This window comes from Microcoleus sp. FACHB-68, from assembly GCF_014695715.1.
GTDB lineage: Bacteria > Cyanobacteriota > Cyanobacteriia > Cyanobacteriales > Oscillatoriaceae > FACHB-68.
This window is the reverse complement of the sequence record NZ_JACJOT010000008.1, coordinates 1249544-1264939: the sequence shown is the minus strand read 5'-3', so window position 1 is coordinate 1264939 and position 15396 is coordinate 1249544. Positions and strand designations below refer to the sequence as shown.

Below are 15396 nucleotides of genomic sequence, written 5' to 3'. Positions count from 1 at the left end.
AAATGCAAGCTAGGCGGGAAGCGGAGCATCGTTTAAGCTGAGAAGTTACCACACCAATCGGCAGAAACAATGACTCCAACTTCTCGACTCTATGATGCGTTGAATGATTTTCTGCGTCAATTTGACAACCAGTGGCGCGATGCCCCTCACCTCAAAACCCTGTGCTGGATGATGATTGGCATGATCCAAAGTCAGAATGTCCATCTCAATGGGTTTGGCGTGTATGTCAAAAGTCGTGCCCAGATTGCCCAGTCCCATCAACGGCGGTTTCGGCGGTGGCTGTCGAATCGTCGAATTGATGTCATGAGCGCCCACCATGCCTTGATGCAACAAGCATTGTCTATGTGGGGCAAGCAACGCCTGTACCTGAGTCTGGATACAACGGTTGTGTGGAATTGTTTGTGCATCGTCTGGGTCGGAGCGCTCTATCGAGGGCGAACCCTTCCTGTGGCATGGACGGTGGTAGTTCAAGCCAGCAGTACGGTGCGCCTAGGAACCATTCAGCGGGTACTCAGGCAAGCGGCATGGGTGCTGCCGATTGGGGTAGAAGTGGTCTGACTGGCAGACCGAGGCATTGCCATAGGCAAGTTGATGAAATACCTCAAAAAAACTTTGCACCGGCATTTCCGGATTCGCATCAAAGGCTCGTTTCAGTTTCAACTTCAGCGGGAGTGGCGCAAGGTATCTCAGGTGTATCTGCAAGCGGGGCAAGCTTACCTCACACCCGTTGTCTCCATTGGCAAAACCAGGCCCTATGCTGGAGTTTTTCTGGCGTTTGCCCATGACGATCACAGTGGTGAAGATTGGGTGATTGTCAGTGATGAAGCGACCAATTTACAGACCTTCGCCCAGTATCGATTGCGCTTCCAGGTAGAGGAATCATTTTTAGACCTCAAGTCCAATAGCTTTAACCTAGAGGCTTCCCGCCTGCGATATCTGTTTGCCCTGACTCAGTTGTGTGGGGTGATTGCGTTGACGATGCTGTTTTTGGTACTCCAAGGGGTGCAAGTCGTCGCATCCTGTAAGCGTCGTCTAGTCGATGCTCATTGGATGCGGGGGATGAGTTATCTCAAACTCGGTTGGAACTGGATTCGTCTTGGTATCACCCAGCAATGGAGTATCCAAGTTTATCAGTTTCTATCCAACTTGCCTGACCCGCAACCTGCCATTGCCTCCAAACGACAACTCGATGACTCCTTTAAGCGCGAATTCACCGTCCTTAGGCGCATTCCAGCTTCTTAGTTTTGTCAGTCAAGCAGGAACTACTCTAAAAAAAGTCAACCTGCAACCTGATAAAATTTTTCCCTTTGCTGATCTGCTCTAACATTAAATAACCTGAGTTCGGGTTAAGCAGAAGGAAGGAAAAACGCATTGATATTGAGAGAGGGCTTCTTGGGCTGATGGCAATAGGCAATTAATCCACAGACTAAATTCACCAAGAAATTGACCGGATTGCGACGGGTGAGAATGCTCAATATGAGAGATGTTTTTCAATTGGAAGGGTAATTGTCTCAATTATGGAGCGTTTGCGGATAATCCGCTTATCTATCAGTGGCATCAGCTTATTCTTCATATTGCGCTTCGGCTTAGTAATCAGTAGAATCCCCATCTGGGTTAACAGTTGCTCAAACAACTTTTGGGATATATAGCCTCGCTCAGCCACCACCTTACTAGACAACCCTTTGAGTAGAGTGGGCACAGGCTAAGGGTCATCTATATTGCCAGCAGTGACAGCGATATTCAGCAGTTCCCCCTTGTCATTACAAACCAGATGTAGTTTAAAGCCTTTGAACCAATCAAAAGAAGTCTTACCCCGCCTGCCGAGATCCTTGAACACCTTGTGCCCTTTGATGCGGCGGTTATGACAGACCCCAATCTTGGTCGAGTCCATTACAGACACTCCTTTCTACTGACCAAAACAAGTGTGCAGATAGATACTCAAAGGCATCAGGGTAGAAGGCATCCATTCCATAAAACGTTAATAACTTACCAACGCCGGGAAAGGCGGAACTACACTGTCAGCTTACTTTCTCCTGGTAAAATGCTTTAAAACTGCGCTAATGAGATTGATGAAATGCAATCTCGATGGTCATGATTTCGCTGGGGCACAGTTGACGATGGCGGTGGCGATGTTTGAGTCCATCCCCATCAGTTGTTTATGCCACAAAGGTTCAAAAAGAAGGCAAAAATCATCGACAGAGCAAAAAAGTTCTTCTAGACGGGGCATGGCACGAGCAAGTATTGCTGTTGTGTGATGACTTTTAGCTTACTCGCTTGTCCCTTCCTTATCCCGAACTCAGGTTAAATATCTTCCTAGAAGATAAACTCTAGGGAGATATTAAGCTTTGGATGCCGGCAAATCTATTTGAAGATAATTTAAACGTTTAACCGGCTTTGATTGTCATCTGCCGTTTGCGGCGTGCTGCTAGCAATCCTCCAACACCCACAATACTGCCAAGAACGGTGAAAGGTTCGGGAACTTCTTCTGTTTGTACAACTTGTTCTGCGTCCCAACAATTAATACTATCCAATCCGCCATCAAGTCCCAAACCAGAAAAAGGATTTGTCCCGACACTAGCACCGCCGGTTGAGAGTGTTCCAGCAGCAGCGAACAGAGGGTTTATAGAAAAAGAAGCTTTCCCTAAAATACCACTTCCTACAATCGGTGTTCCTTTAGGAGCGAGCAAACCACCCCAAAACGTTGTGGAGGATTGAGGAACTAAAAAACCTGCCAAAGTTGGCTTACCGGAAGTACCGCTGATAAACCCACCAATGCCCGATAAACCACTCACGGCACCCTTGATGAACTTGCTGCCAGAGAACGAGAAGTTTGTTACAGATCCCAAAGTCGCAGGAGTGGAGGTGTTTAATAAGAAAGAGCCACTTCCACCACCCTTGGTTTTAAAAGAAAACTTGAATGCTGCTTCAGCCGGCGCACACACTGATCCAATTGCTAGAACTGCTGCTCCTGCTGTAGCCAATGTTAATTTAGTAAATAATTGTGATGCCATATTAAAACCTTCCCTGTTGATGGTTAAAGAAGAAAACACTGGCGACACTTGTTCAATCTTTGCAAGACTGTGTAGTGTCAGATCAGCAGCGCTCACACTAGGACATTTTCTCAGTGGGATGCCGGCAGATTGGGCTAATTGCTACTTTGAAACAGAAAGAGAAACAGCGCTCCTTCAGTAGTTTTGCCCTCTGGCGTTCAGCAGCAATCTGGTGTCTTGTGTAAATCTACTAGCCAGACTCAGCTATCGGCAATAGCTGCTTCCTGTTTTTACAGAAACATTACATTTATCGGGCTTGTTTAATGAAATTGTAAAGACGCTCGATCCCCAAGAGGCGAAAGCTTAGTTTAAATACATAGCATTGCCCCACAGAGAGGAGCAAGGGGCAAGGGCTATATGAATTTGTTGCGTAATTTAGTGAGAAGCCAGGGTAACTTTGGCGTGATTTTTATGCCGGCAAAAACTCTGAGGGATTGTAGGTCATTTCCGCTCAAGCAGCCGGCAAGCTTAAAACTATTTAATATTTCAGGCTTTCTGCTGTGCAAACAATTCCTTAAACCGGCGCTGCTGTTGGTTGTGATCCACAATAGGTAGGGGATAGCCAACAGCTTGGCGCTCCACCGGCGTAATTTTTCCACTCAGCAGCGCTGCGGTATCCACACCGGCTAATTCTGGAACCCAATGCCGGATATATTCAGCATCGGGATCGTATTTTTGCGCTTGCGTGGCTGGGTTGAAAATCCGCAAAGGTTTGGGGTCCATGCCACTGGATGCACTCCACTGCCAACCGCCATTATTTGCAGAAAGATCGCCGTCATAAAGCTTTTGCATGAAGTATTTTTCTCCTTTTTGCCAGTTAATAATTAAGTCTTTTGTGAGGAAACTGGCAACAATCATGCGACAGCGATTGTGCATCCAGGCAGTTTGATTCATCTGACGCATTGCTGCATCAACAATGGGGTAGCCGGTTCTGCCTTCACACCAAGCTTGAAAGCGCTCATCGTTGTTATCTTCATCCCAAGGAAAGTCTTTAAAAGGTTGGCGATAAGGGCCGGCAGCTAATTCTGGAAAATTATACATCGCGTGTTGGTAAAATTCTCGCCATGCGAGTTCTTGTTGCCAAGTTTGGACGCCGGCACACGCTTCATCACTGGCACATCCCTGCATTACAGTATCGGTTGCCGCCCAAACGGTACGAATACCAATCGCACCAAATTTAAGCGCAGCACTTAGGGTAGAAGTGCCATCAACGGCTGGAAAATTACGCTGTTCTTGATATCCATAAATTGCCCGTTGGCAAAATTCTTCCAGTTTTTCTTGTGCCGGGTTCTCTCCCGGTTCTAGTAACAGTGGGTTATCCCAAATAAAGCCCAAATCTTTGGCGCTGGGAAGTCTGCCGGCACCGGCATTTTGTGCGGCTTCCTGCTCATTTTCAGTTAAATTTTCAGCATTTTTCAGTAATTCTGCCGGCTCTGCTTTCGGTTTGCCCACCCAATTTTTCCAGAAAGGTGTGTAAACCGTGTAGCGCTGTCCTAAACCCGTACGAATCTCCTCTGGCGCGTGTAATATTTGATCCCAAAAGTTCTGTACCTGAATGCCTTTTTCTTGGAGGGCATTTTTTACGGTGCGATCACGTTCTTGGGAGTACGGTTCGACATCCCAATTCCAGAAAACTGCTTTAGCATTGAGCGCGGCTGCCAGTGCTGGGATTGCTTGCTCTGGCTGAGCTTGCATAATTAATAATTGGCTGCCGGCTTTTGTATAACTTTGCTGAAGTGATTGCAAACAGCCTATCATATAAGTAACGCGTGCCGGCGCGACATCCCCTGGTTTAAGAATATGGGGATCGAGGCAAAAAACGCCTACAACTTTTGGAGTTTGTCGTCGTGCTGCTGCGAGTCCGATGTTGTCAGAAATGCGTAAATCTCGCCGATGCCAAAATAGAATTAAGTCAGACATGGATGTTTAAATTACTACAACTAATTTTTAAACGTTCTAGTGAGGCAGATAATAATTTTAACTTACCGAACCTTTACGTTTAAAAGTTTCCACTTCTGCCAGCATAAAGGCTGGTGATAGCAGTGGAGATCAATCTTTCGGATGTTTTTTTCGGATTCGCTTTACTTTAAATTAAACTGATTGGTATGTCCAGAAATTTTGTGTTTTCAGTTTGGGTGGTTAGCGCTCTTGCGATTTTAGCGGCTAATGTGAGTGTTGCCGGTGACGCATCTCTCAGCGTCTCTCAAGGGGTTGGCAGCGCCTCATGTATTACTGAACCGTTTGACAAAGTGCCGCGATCAGTAACTGTTATTACACGCGCACAAATTCAACAACAAACTGCTTTGACGCGGGATATGAATCAAATTCTCTACCGGCTGGTTCCGGGTTTTGGCTTTTCTGCGCGAAACACTCGTTTTTCAAGAAGTGCTTTGCGAGGTAAGCATTCTTCTGTGTTAGTTGATGGTGTTCCCTTATCTATCGATCCAAGAAATATCGAGCCGGGAACTATTGAGCGGATTGAAGTTATTCCTAATCCCAACAATCGATGTCGCTCTTAAATGATTTTAAGGGTGCCGGCATTCAATGTCAGTTCATTTGATCAAACTCATCAAATGTCTGTCTAAATTGATCAGATAATCTCTGCCATAGGAGCCATTTTCTAAATTGACAATGAGATGATCGGGAAGATCCTGAGCGATTTCCACACTACAAGAAGCGGCTGCTAATGCAATCGTTGCAACTGTATCCACATCGCCAGAAAAGGCTATACAATCTTTTAAAAGTTCGCTCATGCTGTCATTTCGCATCACGGCTGTAATCGCGGCTCTAACGCTCATCCAGCCTTTTGAGCCGACCTCTCCCTGCCACGCTTCTCCCCATTGATAACCGGCAACATGAGTTTCAAGAAACGTTCCTAAGTTACTTTTTTCTCCGAGCTGGTAAATAAAATAATGCGACATCAAAGCTGCCGCAATAGCAGCATTGATTCCATCAGGGGTGTTATGAGTAATAGCAGCCTGAATTGTGGCAGCTTCCATAACTTTTTGGACTGTAGGAAATACCCCAATCGGGCCGGCACGCATTGATGCTCCGCTCTTATCACTTGTCCAATTAATTTGTTCTAAAAATTGAGTTCCATCTTTAATTCCTAACAAAAATTGATAAAATCTGCCGGCATAGCCTTCTCTTTGATCGCGTTTAAAAGCTGTCACAAATGCCTCTGCTAAAACTTCGGGTGTCCAAGGTTTTTGAGAAACAATGGTTTCGGCAATGGCAATGCTCATCTGGGTGTCATCTGTGTAGCACCCTGGAATTAACGGGTGACGGGGATGCTTGACATATCTGCTCAAATTATTGTGCAAATCAATTATTTCTTGCTCTGCATATTCAAAACCGGCACCGTAGGCATCTCCAACTGCTAATTCAAGCAACATAGACTTTTTTGATTTTAGAGAAAGTTAGTTTTAAAATGAATCTCAACTGTCTGCCGGTTGTAATTCTTGTTTTTGAGGAACAGATTGTATTTTGTAAATCGTTGTAGTCACTTCCTGAAAAAACAAGTTATTTAGCTCGTAACGCAGGGTATCAACTCGCACCCCATCTGGCAAAGGTTGATGAATAAACTCAATTTTGTATTCTAAAACCGGCTCGGCAGCACATAACATGGCTGTAATCGCCTGATCCTGCACTTGAAACCGAAAGCAAATGGAAAACGGCAAATTATTTTGCAATCGCAAATCTTTATAACCGTACACAACCGTTGCATCCGATCCTAATGGTGCGAAGCGGGTTTGCTCTGTGTAAATATCCTGAGAATGTGCCGTTCGTTCAAGAACAGATAAGCCGGCTTTCAACGCTAATAAATATAACAGTCCAGATAACTGACACAAACCTCCTCCATAACTAGCTTTCAGTTCATTTTGAACCAGAGTGCGACCGATGACATAACCTCTAGATTGGTTAGGATTGCCAACCAAATGCCAAAATGAAAAAATTTGTCCCGGCTGGATCGTTAAATTCTCAATTTGCTGAGTCGCTAATTTTAGGTTATAAATTTTGTTGGCAGAAAATTCATTAATATAAATAGGTTGAGTCATCACAATTTGCGGATTAAAACTTGCGCCTCGCTCAACCCTATGCTTAGAATAACTAACAAACCTAGCGCTACGCCCTGTTACGGTATCTATTAATTTTCTCAGACAGATTTTGATATAAAGACGCAGACGGGGGGGAAGTAGATTTTTCATATTAAATATTAAAATAGTAAAGGCATTAGCGCAGCGTGCCCTCTGGGCATAGCATATCGAGTGCAATCACTGAATGATTGAACTAAAAATTGATGCCCCCAATGCTATATCTAGAGGACACGCTGCGCTGTAGATATTTAAACTGAAATAAGATGCACCAAAGTCAAGGCTCTACAGCTTGCTAGTAGCCTTGACGACAATAAGCGCATTGAATTCCGAGCGGAACTAAAAATAATTTAGCACCAAGCAAGCTGAACCGACGAGAGAGAAATATTTCTTATAAATTCAAAAACGGACGCGCTAGGAAAAAGCTAGAAATCGATTTCGCATCCACCGGCTCTCCTGCCCAAATCGCTTGCTCTAATTCTTGAGGCGTCATTAAGACTGTTTCCATATCCTCGTCATCATCTTGATCTGGAGGAGTTTCTAGCAGTTCCAAATCTTGAGCGAGAAACGCATAAATAATTTCATCTGAATAGCCAGGGGCGAGAAAAAATTCCCCTAATTTTTGCCATTTACGCGCGCGATAGCCGGTTTCTTCTTCAATTTCACGCTCGATTGTTTTAGCAGGATCTTCGTTTGGTTCAATCGTGCCGGCGGGGAACTCTAAGAGCCGGCCTTGAACAGCAAAGCGATATTGACGCAGCAACACCAATTTACCCTCTGGTGTCACCGGCACCGCCAGGGCACCGCCCGGATGACGAATACATTCCCAATCGCCCTCCACCCCATTCGGCAGACGCAATGTCGTCACATCAAAATTAAATTTGCGACCTTGATAGGCGAGGCGTTGTTTTAAAACTTCGGGCGGTTCTTGGCCTAGAGGCATAATCGGATTTTAGGTTTTAGAGTTTTGATTTCGATTGAAAGTTAAAGGCGTGCCAAAAATTTTTGACAACGAATCGTGTAAACTAAGCTAAATTTTTAATGCTTTTAGAAAAGCGATCACTCTATCTTCGCTATTGTCAAGAAATGAGTGATCGCATCTTCTTATATTGCTTTACTCTTCCACTTTATGTCCAATGGCAGTGATAGCCTGCTTAAATGACTCTTCTGCAGCTTGCGAGTCCAAAGTTACTGTCTTGCCCGGTACATCGACTTGTATGCTAGCATCTGGATCAATTGTTTTAATCGCTTCGGTGATGCTGTCCGCGCAACCTTGGCAAACTATTGAAGGAACGTTTAATTTTAGTGCCATGCTTCAACCTTGTTAATGTACTAATTCTTATTTTCAACCTTGATGGCGCTGCTGGCTATCAGCCGCCAGGAAGAATTTGTTTGAGCACAGATGAGCGAGTTTAAAGCCGGCAGACTCCCCCAGAGTCTACTACGTGAAGCAGTTGTATGATCGCTTTCCCAGAAACCGGCTCCACCCAATCTGGAGCAATTTCAGCCAGCGGCACCAGTACAAACGCTCGTTCTCTCATGCGCGGATGAGGCAATTCCAGCGTTGGCGTGTCCAAAATTAAATTATCAAATAATAGTAAATCCAGATCGAGGGTTCTCGCACCCCAGCGTTCCCGGCGAACCCGTCCGAATTTAGCTTCAATGGCTAGCAAAGTTTCTAACAATTCTTGCGGCGTCAGTTGCACGCGCAGCAACGCACAGCCATTTAGATAAGCCGGTTGTGGTGGACCCACCGGCAGCGTTTTATACCAGCTAGATTGACGTTCTAAAGTAATCCCTGGAGTTTTGTCAAGGGTTTCGATAGCAGCTTCAAGAGTTTTGCGGGAGTCACCAAGATTGCTGCCCAGAGCGATGGCGCAGCGTGCTGTTTTTTCCAATCGGTTTAATTTCGCCAGTGAGACTATTTGCTTTAAGCTTATTTTTGAGCAATTGAAAGTGTCAGACAAGCAGGCAATCCTTTGCGCTTAGGCTGGGAATATGCCTGACTTGTTAACCCATCGTACTGCTTGATAATCGCTTAAGCAAGTCCCACTTAAAAACTAAATTGGCTGCGGAGGTTGCCTATAAAAATTGTAGGGTTATCATCGAAATTATTTGGGTTTCCAATTACATAAAAAGCTGGAACCACGGCAATGTTATCAGTAACTGGAAGAAAATAACTCGCTTCAATTTCGTACTGAGTGCCCCCATTCCCGCCGCCGGCAGCTAGAAACCCGCGCCCATCTAAAACATCAAAAGGAACCAAAAAAGATAGCGTTGCCAGCGATCCTTGCCGGCCTAGATTGGGGAAAGCAAGGCCAAACTGAAAAGCTTGCGCGTTAACTTCTCCACTCGGACGACCCGACGTGGTTGGCTCTATATTGGTACTACCATAACTATAGCGCCCAAAAAGGCCAAAGCCACGAGTAACTAACCAGTCGAAGTTAAGGCCAAAAGTATCGGCACTGGCATTTTCAATTGAGCCACCAAACCCATCATCAGCAACACCATAAATTGGCTCTCCAGTTGCACCGCCAACGCCAAAGCCGGTTAAATTGCCATTTTCATCAAAAATTGGGACATTGGCATCAATTTTAGAGCGAGTGTAATTTAAGCGAATGTTTGCTCTGTCGCTGGGAGAAAAAATAACCTCAGCCGTTAGTGTATTCGTGGCATTAAAAAATCCTTCATTTGGATCGGATGCCGTATCAAAAAAAGCAGTAGGTAAATACTCATTACTTTCCGCCAGATAGCCAAAACGAAACTTAAATTGCTTGCTGAAGTCTAAGAGAACAACCGCGCCTGCACCCCGATCAAGGGTATTAGATAAAGTGCTGCTAATCGAGTTAAAACTACCGGCACCTGTCAAGAAAAAGGTAAACGCATTGTTATCAAAGTAGCGATACCAATTAATCCGTGGGCCGACAACAAGTCGAATTTTATCAACCACGGGAAATTCATAAAATAATTCCCGCAAAACTACTTCACCTGAGCTAATATTTGGCCCTGCCGTTTGGTCAGTATAAGGGGCACCGAATGTGTTGTAAAGGCCGGCAGATGCCAAAGCATTCGCCGGTGAGTTACCGTTACCAACAGCAAGTTGAGTGACTAAACTATCTTCACCCGTAAAAGAAGTTTGCAGCGTCAGCCACACCAAGTTGCTAAAAGTCGTTGCCGGCTCGTCATCAGTTGTCTGAATAATGGGCCGGTTAGTGACTGAATTTCGCCCTGCCGGCCTAATTTCTAGCGGCGATCCTAAATCTGTTGTTTCAACTTTAAGAGTGTCGCCGAAACCCGCTTTAGTAACATTAAAGAAAGCTAAACCAGAAAGCTTAGTTATTGTGGAAAATTGATTCGATTCTAGCTCAATAGTACGGGCTTCTAAGGCATCTACCCGACCCCGCAAAGTGGCAAGTTCTACCTGAAATTCTTCTTGCAGGCGCTGCAATAGCGCTAAATCTTCTTTTGTGGCAAAATCACCATCTTGCCCAATTAATCCGACAATGACTTCCAGACAGGCATTTAAACCGGCAGCAAATTCATATCGAGTTAGGGCGCGATTTCCTCTAAATGTTCCATCTGGGTAGCCGGCAATACACCCGTAGCGTTCAACCAAGTTTTGTAATGCTTGAAAAGCCCAATCGGTTGGCTGGACATCTGTTAATTGTGAAACAGAAGTTACTTGATCCATTGGGTCATTTTCTGGCTGATTTTCTTCGATTTCCAAGCTTAAATTGCTTAAAACATTGACTTCACTAAACTTTTGGTCTTGTGAAGGCGTAAAAGTGCCTGTAGAGGGATTGGTTTCCACTTTTACCTGAGTTAATAAACTTGCTTCATCAAGCCTTAGTTGCTTATGTAAAGGAGGAAGAGAGTTTAACACTTCATCTGCACTTGCTGGAAGCTGTCCCCAGCAAATTAAATGACTGAACACAAAGAAAGATAAACAGGAAGTTTTTAAAGGCACATCCCAAATTTTGTAAATCTGTATAATTTTCACAAAAAATCCTCACACCTAATCGTTGCTAATACTTTACCAAAATGTATGTTATCAACAATACATTATTAAATGTGTAATTCTGACCACATTAGTTAAAATTTTATATTTACTAAGATTATAAAAATACGAATTTTATTTTTATTTTATTTAAAAATAATTAAACTTAGTCAATGAGTATTTAATTTTGTAAATATTTTATAACAGCCGACCAACATCCGAATCCACGAATGCCGGCTTAAGTTTCCATTTTACTTACAAGGGCAGCTTTTTCTTTTGTAAATCTGCGATATAAGCTCGCCAACCGCCCCATTTAGTAATCTCCTGTTTACCCTCACATAAAAAAGTTTCTCCCAAAACCCCCAGTACCTCTTCGCCATCTAAAAGACGAACCTTCCCCACACACAAACCTGGTGGTTCTTGCAATAAAATTTGAGCGAGATTGTTAGTCGGTATCGCCCAAATTTCCACATAAATAGAAGCGCCGCCTGTCTTAACTTTCATCATAGCCGGATGGCGATCTTCAATTGACCAGAGACGATAAGCCGGTTCTGTTAAAGTTTCCTGAATAAAAGTCGCGCCGGCATTCAATAAATTTTCGTTCAATTCTAACCCGCGCATCAAAGTGCCATTCACTGCCAAGCTTACCGTTTGCATAACAATATTGGCCTTCTAAACTATAGAGTTACTGAAGTTGCGACTGCTTTATAAGTTTTTTCTAAAGCGTCAATAACTGATTCAGCTTTTGCAGTCCAACCCACAATTCCTCCTTGAGCGCGAATCATTTCTAAGGTGGATTGTTTGAAGTTTGGAAAATAGCTTTCAGTGGCATCCTCGACCAACAAACACTCAAATCCCCGATCATTTGCCTCTCGCATGGTTGTCTGAACGCAAACCTCAGTGGTGACTCCAGTTACAATTAAATGCGTAATTTCCTTTTCGCGCAAGAGAGATTCTAACTTGGTGTGAAAAAAAGCGCCTTTCCCTGGTTTTGCTATCACGGTTTCGCCCGGTAAAGGTTCTAACTCCGGGATAATTGCATTGCCGGCTTCACCGAGAATTAAAATGCGTCCCATCGGGCCAACATCGCCAATTTTTAACTGGCTTTTTCCCCGAAGAAGTTTAGCCGGCGGACAATCAGATAAATCCGGTTGATGTCCTTCAATTGTTTGGAAAACTGGCAATTTGTAGGTGCGAAATGCTTCCAGTAATTGCTTAACAGTTGGAACAATTGCCTGAAGCCGGCTGACATCATTTCCCAAAGCGTCGCCAAACCCTCCGGGTTCTAAAAAGTCTCGCTGCATATCGATAATTAACAGCGCTATCTTCCCATTAAAAGGGAGTTCGTAATCGTAAGGTAGAGCAGAAATGAAGACCATATTTACTAACTATTACTATTTGTCAGTAACTGATAGGTTTTTCCCAAATGACTAAAACAATGCAGCCGGCTTGACTTTTAACACTGTGCTTAGTGCCGGGTGAATTAATCACCAGCGTGCCGGCTTCATGTTCACCATTTCCATCAGTTTGTGAGCCAGAAATCACAAAAACGTGTTCAAAGCCGGTATGCTGATGCTTGGGAACACTTGCTTCAGGTTGGTAACGCAGTAGCGCCGCCGCAGAGCCTTCTTCACCATTGCCGTAAAGCCGGTAGATATCAACCCCTGGACGAAAAGGTTGCCAGGGTAACTCATCCTGCCGTGAAGCGATATTGATTAAATCTTTGAGAATTAACACCGGCTCATGTTGTTCAGTCATAAATTCACTACCTAATCGCTAATTGTTAAAAGGAATTAGCAATAATTAATGTCCTGCCATGCTACGACCAATTGTGGCAAAATCTGCCTCAGCAATCGCACTTTCATAAGCAAATTTTCCCTCACTAATAACGACAATTCGATCTGCTAGTTTTAGCAATTCATCTAAATCTTCGCTGACTAATAACACTGCAACTCCTCGATTTCGCGCCTCAACAATTTGACCGTGAATATACTCCACAGCCGCAAAATCAAGACCAAAACAAGGATTGGCAGCAATTAGCAGCTTAATTTGCTCGCCAGAAAGTTCTCGCGCTAGTACCGTTCGCTGCACATTTCCCCCTGAAAGATTGCCCACCGGCGTCTCTGGAGAAGGGGTTTTAATCGAAAACGCATGAATCAATCCTTCGGCCATTTGGCGAATTGCCCGCAGGACGAGAAAAATGCCGGCTTTCGCTTGGGGAGGGCGGTCAAACGTCCGCAAGGCAAGGTTTTCGGCCACACTCATGTGAGGGACACAGGCATTGCGAAGCGGTTCTTCTGGCAGCGCACAAACCTTGTGCTGGAACATCTGGGCGCGTGTCGCTTTATAAACTTCGCCATTCACCAAAACCTCTCCTGCTGTCGCAGAACGCTGGCCGGCAAGCACCTCCACTAATTCCCGTTGACCATTGCCAGAAACGCCGGCAATTCCCACAATTTCGCCGCTATGAACGGTTAGATTAATACTAGAAACAGCTTCTAACCCATTGTCTTTATTTGCGTGAAGATTTTGAACTTGCAGCACTGGGATTGCTTCAAAATGCGCTGTTTTTTCAACCGGCTGCGCTTCTCGCTGCTCACCCAACATCATCTGCGCCATATCTGAAACCGTGAGATTTTTCACGATTCCGTGACCGGCAAACTTACCTTTACGCAATACCGTGACTTCATCCACAAATGCCATAATTTCGCGAAACTTGTGGCTAATCATCAACACACTTAAGTTGCCGGCAGTCACTTCTTGACGCAATAATCCTAAAACTTCATCAGCTTCTTGCGGAGTTAAAACAGAAGTCGGCTCATCTAGAATTAAAATGCGACTTTGCAAGTAAAGCTGTTTGAGAATTTCCAGTTTTTGCTTTTGGCCGGCAGCTAATTGAGCGATAGGAATATCGAGAGGCACTTGAAAAGGAGCGGTTTGCATAAATTCCTGTAACCGCTCAGATTCCGCCTTCCAATTAATTAAATTAGGACTCTCGAAGCGAGAAAGCACCAAATTTTCCGCCACCGTCATCGCCGGCACCGAAGTAAAATGCTGGTACACCATCCCAATGCCGTATTTATGTGCATCACGCGGACTAGAAATCGTGCGCTGTTGTTTGTTGATCAAAATATTCCCAGTCGTGGGCGTATAGAAACCCATAACGCACTTCACTAGCGTACTTTTACCCGCTCCATTTTCACCCAACAACGCGTGAAAAGTTCCCGGTTTTAGATGCAGCGAAACATTATCTAGAGCCGTCATTTTACCAAATTGCTTAGTCATGTTCACCACCTCCAATTCTGGTGGGGGAATTGACTGCTGAGTGCTGCCGGCTGAGTCCTGAGTAAACGTATCTGCTATTTGCGTCATTTTTCCTATCTCCTGAGTTATGACTTTTTAAAGTCAGCCAAAATTAGTAATTTCCTAAAAACCTGTCAAACATCCATCCAATCTGCATATACCTAACCCGACGCCGACATCTGCGTTTATCTGCGTTTATCTGCGGTTAAAAAGATCCAAAATATCTAAATCTGTCAATCTTTAACCGCCTCAATAAACGCCCGTGAATCTGCAACAGCTCCAAAAACACCCCCTTGCATTTTGATCATTTTCAAAGCCGCCAAATAATTGCCATAATCCGTTGCGCCGGTGCAATCAGAAAGCACCAAACACTCATACCCGCGATCATTCGCATCCCTCATCGTTGTGTGAACACAGACATCCGTGGTAATGCCGGCTAAAACAATATTTTGGATGCCTTTACGTCTGAGCAGTAAGTCTAAATCTGTTGCATAAAAAGACCCTTTTCCCGGCTTATCAATCACAGTTTCTCCTGGCAAAGGTGCAAGTTCTGGAATGATTTCCCAGCCGGCTTCACCTCGAATCAAAATCTTTCCACAAGGGCCAGGATCACCAATGCCGGCACCAATTTGACGCGAACGCCACTGCTTATTTTCTGGCAAATCAGATAAATCAGGTCGGTGTCCTTCGCGGGTGTGGATCACATGAAAATTTTTAGCTCGTGCGATTTCTAAAACTCGTTTAATTGGCTCGATTGGGGCACGAGTCAGTGATAAATCGTAACCCATTTTATCAACATAGCCCCCAACACCGCAGAAATCTGTCTGCATATCAATAATCAGCAGAACAGTATTTTCTGGACGCAGATCGCCATTATAGGGATAGGGATAAGGATCGGCTTCAACAAAACGTCCCATAATCAAGTTTTGATTTCAGATGTGTGAATTGTGAA

At 44.4% G+C, this 15396-nt stretch carries 16 protein-coding genes and 1 pseudogene; 3 read left to right on the top strand and 14 right to left on the bottom strand.

The features are described from left to right. Positions 1–69: 69 nt before the first annotated feature. Positions 70–558: a hypothetical protein gene (locus tag H6F73_RS13940; protein ID WP_190759310.1), complete on the top strand. Its 489-nt coding sequence runs from the start codon at positions 70–72 to the stop codon at positions 556–558. Next, positions 559–1242, top strand: coding sequence for a transposase (locus tag H6F73_RS13935; protein WP_277882616.1), 684 nt, complete (start codon positions 559–561; stop codon positions 1240–1242). A 229-nt stretch (positions 1243–1471) separates the two neighbouring features. Here H6F73_RS13935 and H6F73_RS26585 read toward each other — a convergent pair. From H6F73_RS26585 to H6F73_RS13920, 3 genes and pseudogenes are all read right to left on the bottom strand, one after another. After that, positions 1472–1891: pseudogene (locus tag H6F73_RS26585) on the bottom strand (IS982 family transposase). Positions 1892–2384: 493 nt separating this feature from the next. Then, the gene (locus H6F73_RS13925; protein ID WP_190759308.1) at positions 2385–3011 is read right to left on the bottom strand and encodes a PEP-CTERM sorting domain-containing protein; all 627 of its coding nucleotides are present in this window, start codon (positions 3009–3011) and stop codon (positions 2385–2387) included. Positions 3012–3536: 525 nt separating this feature from the next. Further along, on the bottom strand, positions 3537–4970 hold the full coding sequence (locus H6F73_RS13920; RefSeq protein ID WP_190759307.1) for a deoxyribodipyrimidine photo-lyase: 1434 nt from the start codon (positions 4968–4970) through the stop codon (positions 3537–3539). Positions 4971–5155: 185 nt separating this feature from the next. Between H6F73_RS13920 and H6F73_RS13915 the strand changes: the two genes are divergently transcribed. Next, positions 5156–5569 carry a TonB-dependent receptor plug domain-containing protein gene (locus H6F73_RS13915; protein ID WP_190759306.1) on the top strand — a complete coding sequence of 138 codons (414 nt, stop codon included), beginning with the start codon at positions 5156–5158 and terminating at the stop codon, positions 5567–5569. Between the two features lie 33 nt (positions 5570–5602). Here the strand turns inward: H6F73_RS13915 and H6F73_RS13910 are convergent, their stop codons facing one another. From H6F73_RS13910 to H6F73_RS13860, 11 genes are all read right to left on the bottom strand, one after another. After that, positions 5603–6445 (bottom strand): ADP-ribosylglycohydrolase family protein, encoded by an 843-nt coding sequence (locus H6F73_RS13910; RefSeq protein ID WP_190759305.1) that lies wholly within the window; start codon positions 6443–6445, stop codon positions 5603–5605. A 42-nt stretch (positions 6446–6487) separates the two neighbouring features. Beyond that, positions 6488–7108 carry a VanW family protein gene (locus tag H6F73_RS13905; protein ID WP_242072439.1) on the bottom strand — a complete coding sequence of 207 codons (621 nt, stop codon included), beginning with the start codon at positions 7106–7108 and terminating at the stop codon, positions 6488–6490. A gap of 427 nt (positions 7109–7535) precedes the next feature. Then, positions 7536–8087 (bottom strand): NUDIX hydrolase, encoded by a 552-nt coding sequence (locus H6F73_RS13900; RefSeq protein WP_190759303.1) that lies wholly within the window; start codon positions 8085–8087, stop codon positions 7536–7538. A 171-nt stretch (positions 8088–8258) separates the two neighbouring features. After that, positions 8259–8456, bottom strand: coding sequence for a heavy-metal-associated domain-containing protein (locus H6F73_RS13895; RefSeq protein ID WP_190759302.1), 198 nt, complete (start codon positions 8454–8456; stop codon positions 8259–8261). Positions 8457–8556: 100 nt separating this feature from the next. After that, complete coding sequence (folK, locus tag H6F73_RS13890; protein ID WP_347239537.1) at positions 8557–9042, bottom strand: 2-amino-4-hydroxy-6-hydroxymethyldihydropteridine diphosphokinase; 486 nt, start codon at positions 9040–9042, stop codon at positions 8557–8559. A 155-nt stretch (positions 9043–9197) separates the two neighbouring features. Continuing rightward, positions 9198–11144, bottom strand: a complete 1947-nt coding sequence (locus H6F73_RS13885; protein ID WP_347239536.1) for an iron uptake porin — start codon at positions 11142–11144, stop codon at positions 9198–9200. 252 nt (positions 11145–11396) lie between these two features. Further along, complete coding sequence (locus H6F73_RS13880; protein ID WP_190759301.1) at positions 11397–11798, bottom strand: gamma-glutamylcyclotransferase; 402 nt, start codon at positions 11796–11798, stop codon at positions 11397–11399. Between the two features lie 20 nt (positions 11799–11818). Then, on the bottom strand, positions 11819–12520 hold the full coding sequence (locus tag H6F73_RS13875; protein ID WP_190759300.1) for an isochorismatase family cysteine hydrolase: 702 nt from the start codon (positions 12518–12520) through the stop codon (positions 11819–11821). Positions 12521–12542: 22 nt separating this feature from the next. After that, on the bottom strand, positions 12543–12899 hold the full coding sequence (locus tag H6F73_RS13870) for a cupin domain-containing protein (RefSeq protein WP_190759299.1): 357 nt from the start codon (positions 12897–12899) through the stop codon (positions 12543–12545). Positions 12900–12944: 45 nt separating this feature from the next. Next, complete coding sequence (locus tag H6F73_RS13865) at positions 12945–14513, bottom strand: ABC transporter ATP-binding protein (RefSeq protein WP_190759298.1); 1569 nt, start codon at positions 14511–14513, stop codon at positions 12945–12947. Positions 14514–14677: 164 nt separating this feature from the next. Then, complete coding sequence (locus H6F73_RS13860; RefSeq protein WP_190759297.1) at positions 14678–15361, bottom strand: isochorismatase family cysteine hydrolase; 684 nt, start codon at positions 15359–15361, stop codon at positions 14678–14680. Positions 15362–15396: the final 35 nt, after the last annotated feature.

Excerpts from the sequence above, each read along its gene's own strand:
- H6F73_RS13875 (WP_190759300.1), bottom strand. The coding sequence starts at position 12,520 with ATGGTCTTCATTTCTGCTCTACCTTACGATTACGAACTCCCTTTTAAT.
- H6F73_RS13925 (WP_190759308.1), bottom strand. The coding sequence starts at position 3,011 with ATGGCATCACAATTATTTACTAAATTAACATTGGCTACAGCAGGAGCA.
- H6F73_RS13910 (WP_190759305.1), bottom strand. The coding sequence starts at position 6,445 with ATGTTGCTTGAATTAGCAGTTGGAGATGCCTACGGTGCCGGTTTTGAA.
- H6F73_RS13920 (WP_190759307.1), bottom strand. The coding sequence starts at position 4,970 with ATGTCTGACTTAATTCTATTTTGGCATCGGCGAGATTTACGCATTTCT.
- H6F73_RS13900 (WP_190759303.1), bottom strand. The coding sequence starts at position 8,087 with ATGCCTCTAGGCCAAGAACCGCCCGAAGTTTTAAAACAACGCCTCGCC.
- H6F73_RS13940 (WP_190759310.1), top strand. The coding sequence starts at position 70 with ATGACTCCAACTTCTCGACTCTATGATGCGTTGAATGATTTTCTGCGT.
- H6F73_RS13870 (WP_190759299.1), bottom strand. The coding sequence starts at position 12,899 with ATGACTGAACAACATGAGCCGGTGTTAATTCTCAAAGATTTAATCAAT.
- H6F73_RS13905 (WP_242072439.1), bottom strand. The coding sequence starts at position 7,108 with ATGACTCAACCTATTTATATTAATGAATTTTCTGCCAACAAAATTTAT.
- H6F73_RS13915 (WP_190759306.1), top strand. The coding sequence starts at position 5,156 with ATGTCCAGAAATTTTGTGTTTTCAGTTTGGGTGGTTAGCGCTCTTGCG.
- H6F73_RS13895 (WP_190759302.1), bottom strand. The coding sequence starts at position 8,456 with ATGGCACTAAAATTAAACGTTCCTTCAATAGTTTGCCAAGGTTGCGCG.
- H6F73_RS13880 (WP_190759301.1), bottom strand. The coding sequence starts at position 11,798 with ATGCAAACGGTAAGCTTGGCAGTGAATGGCACTTTGATGCGCGGGTTA.
- H6F73_RS13865 (WP_190759298.1), bottom strand. The coding sequence starts at position 14,513 with ATGACGCAAATAGCAGATACGTTTACTCAGGACTCAGCCGGCAGCACT.
- H6F73_RS13860 (WP_190759297.1), bottom strand. The coding sequence starts at position 15,361 with ATGGGACGTTTTGTTGAAGCCGATCCTTATCCCTATCCCTATAATGGC.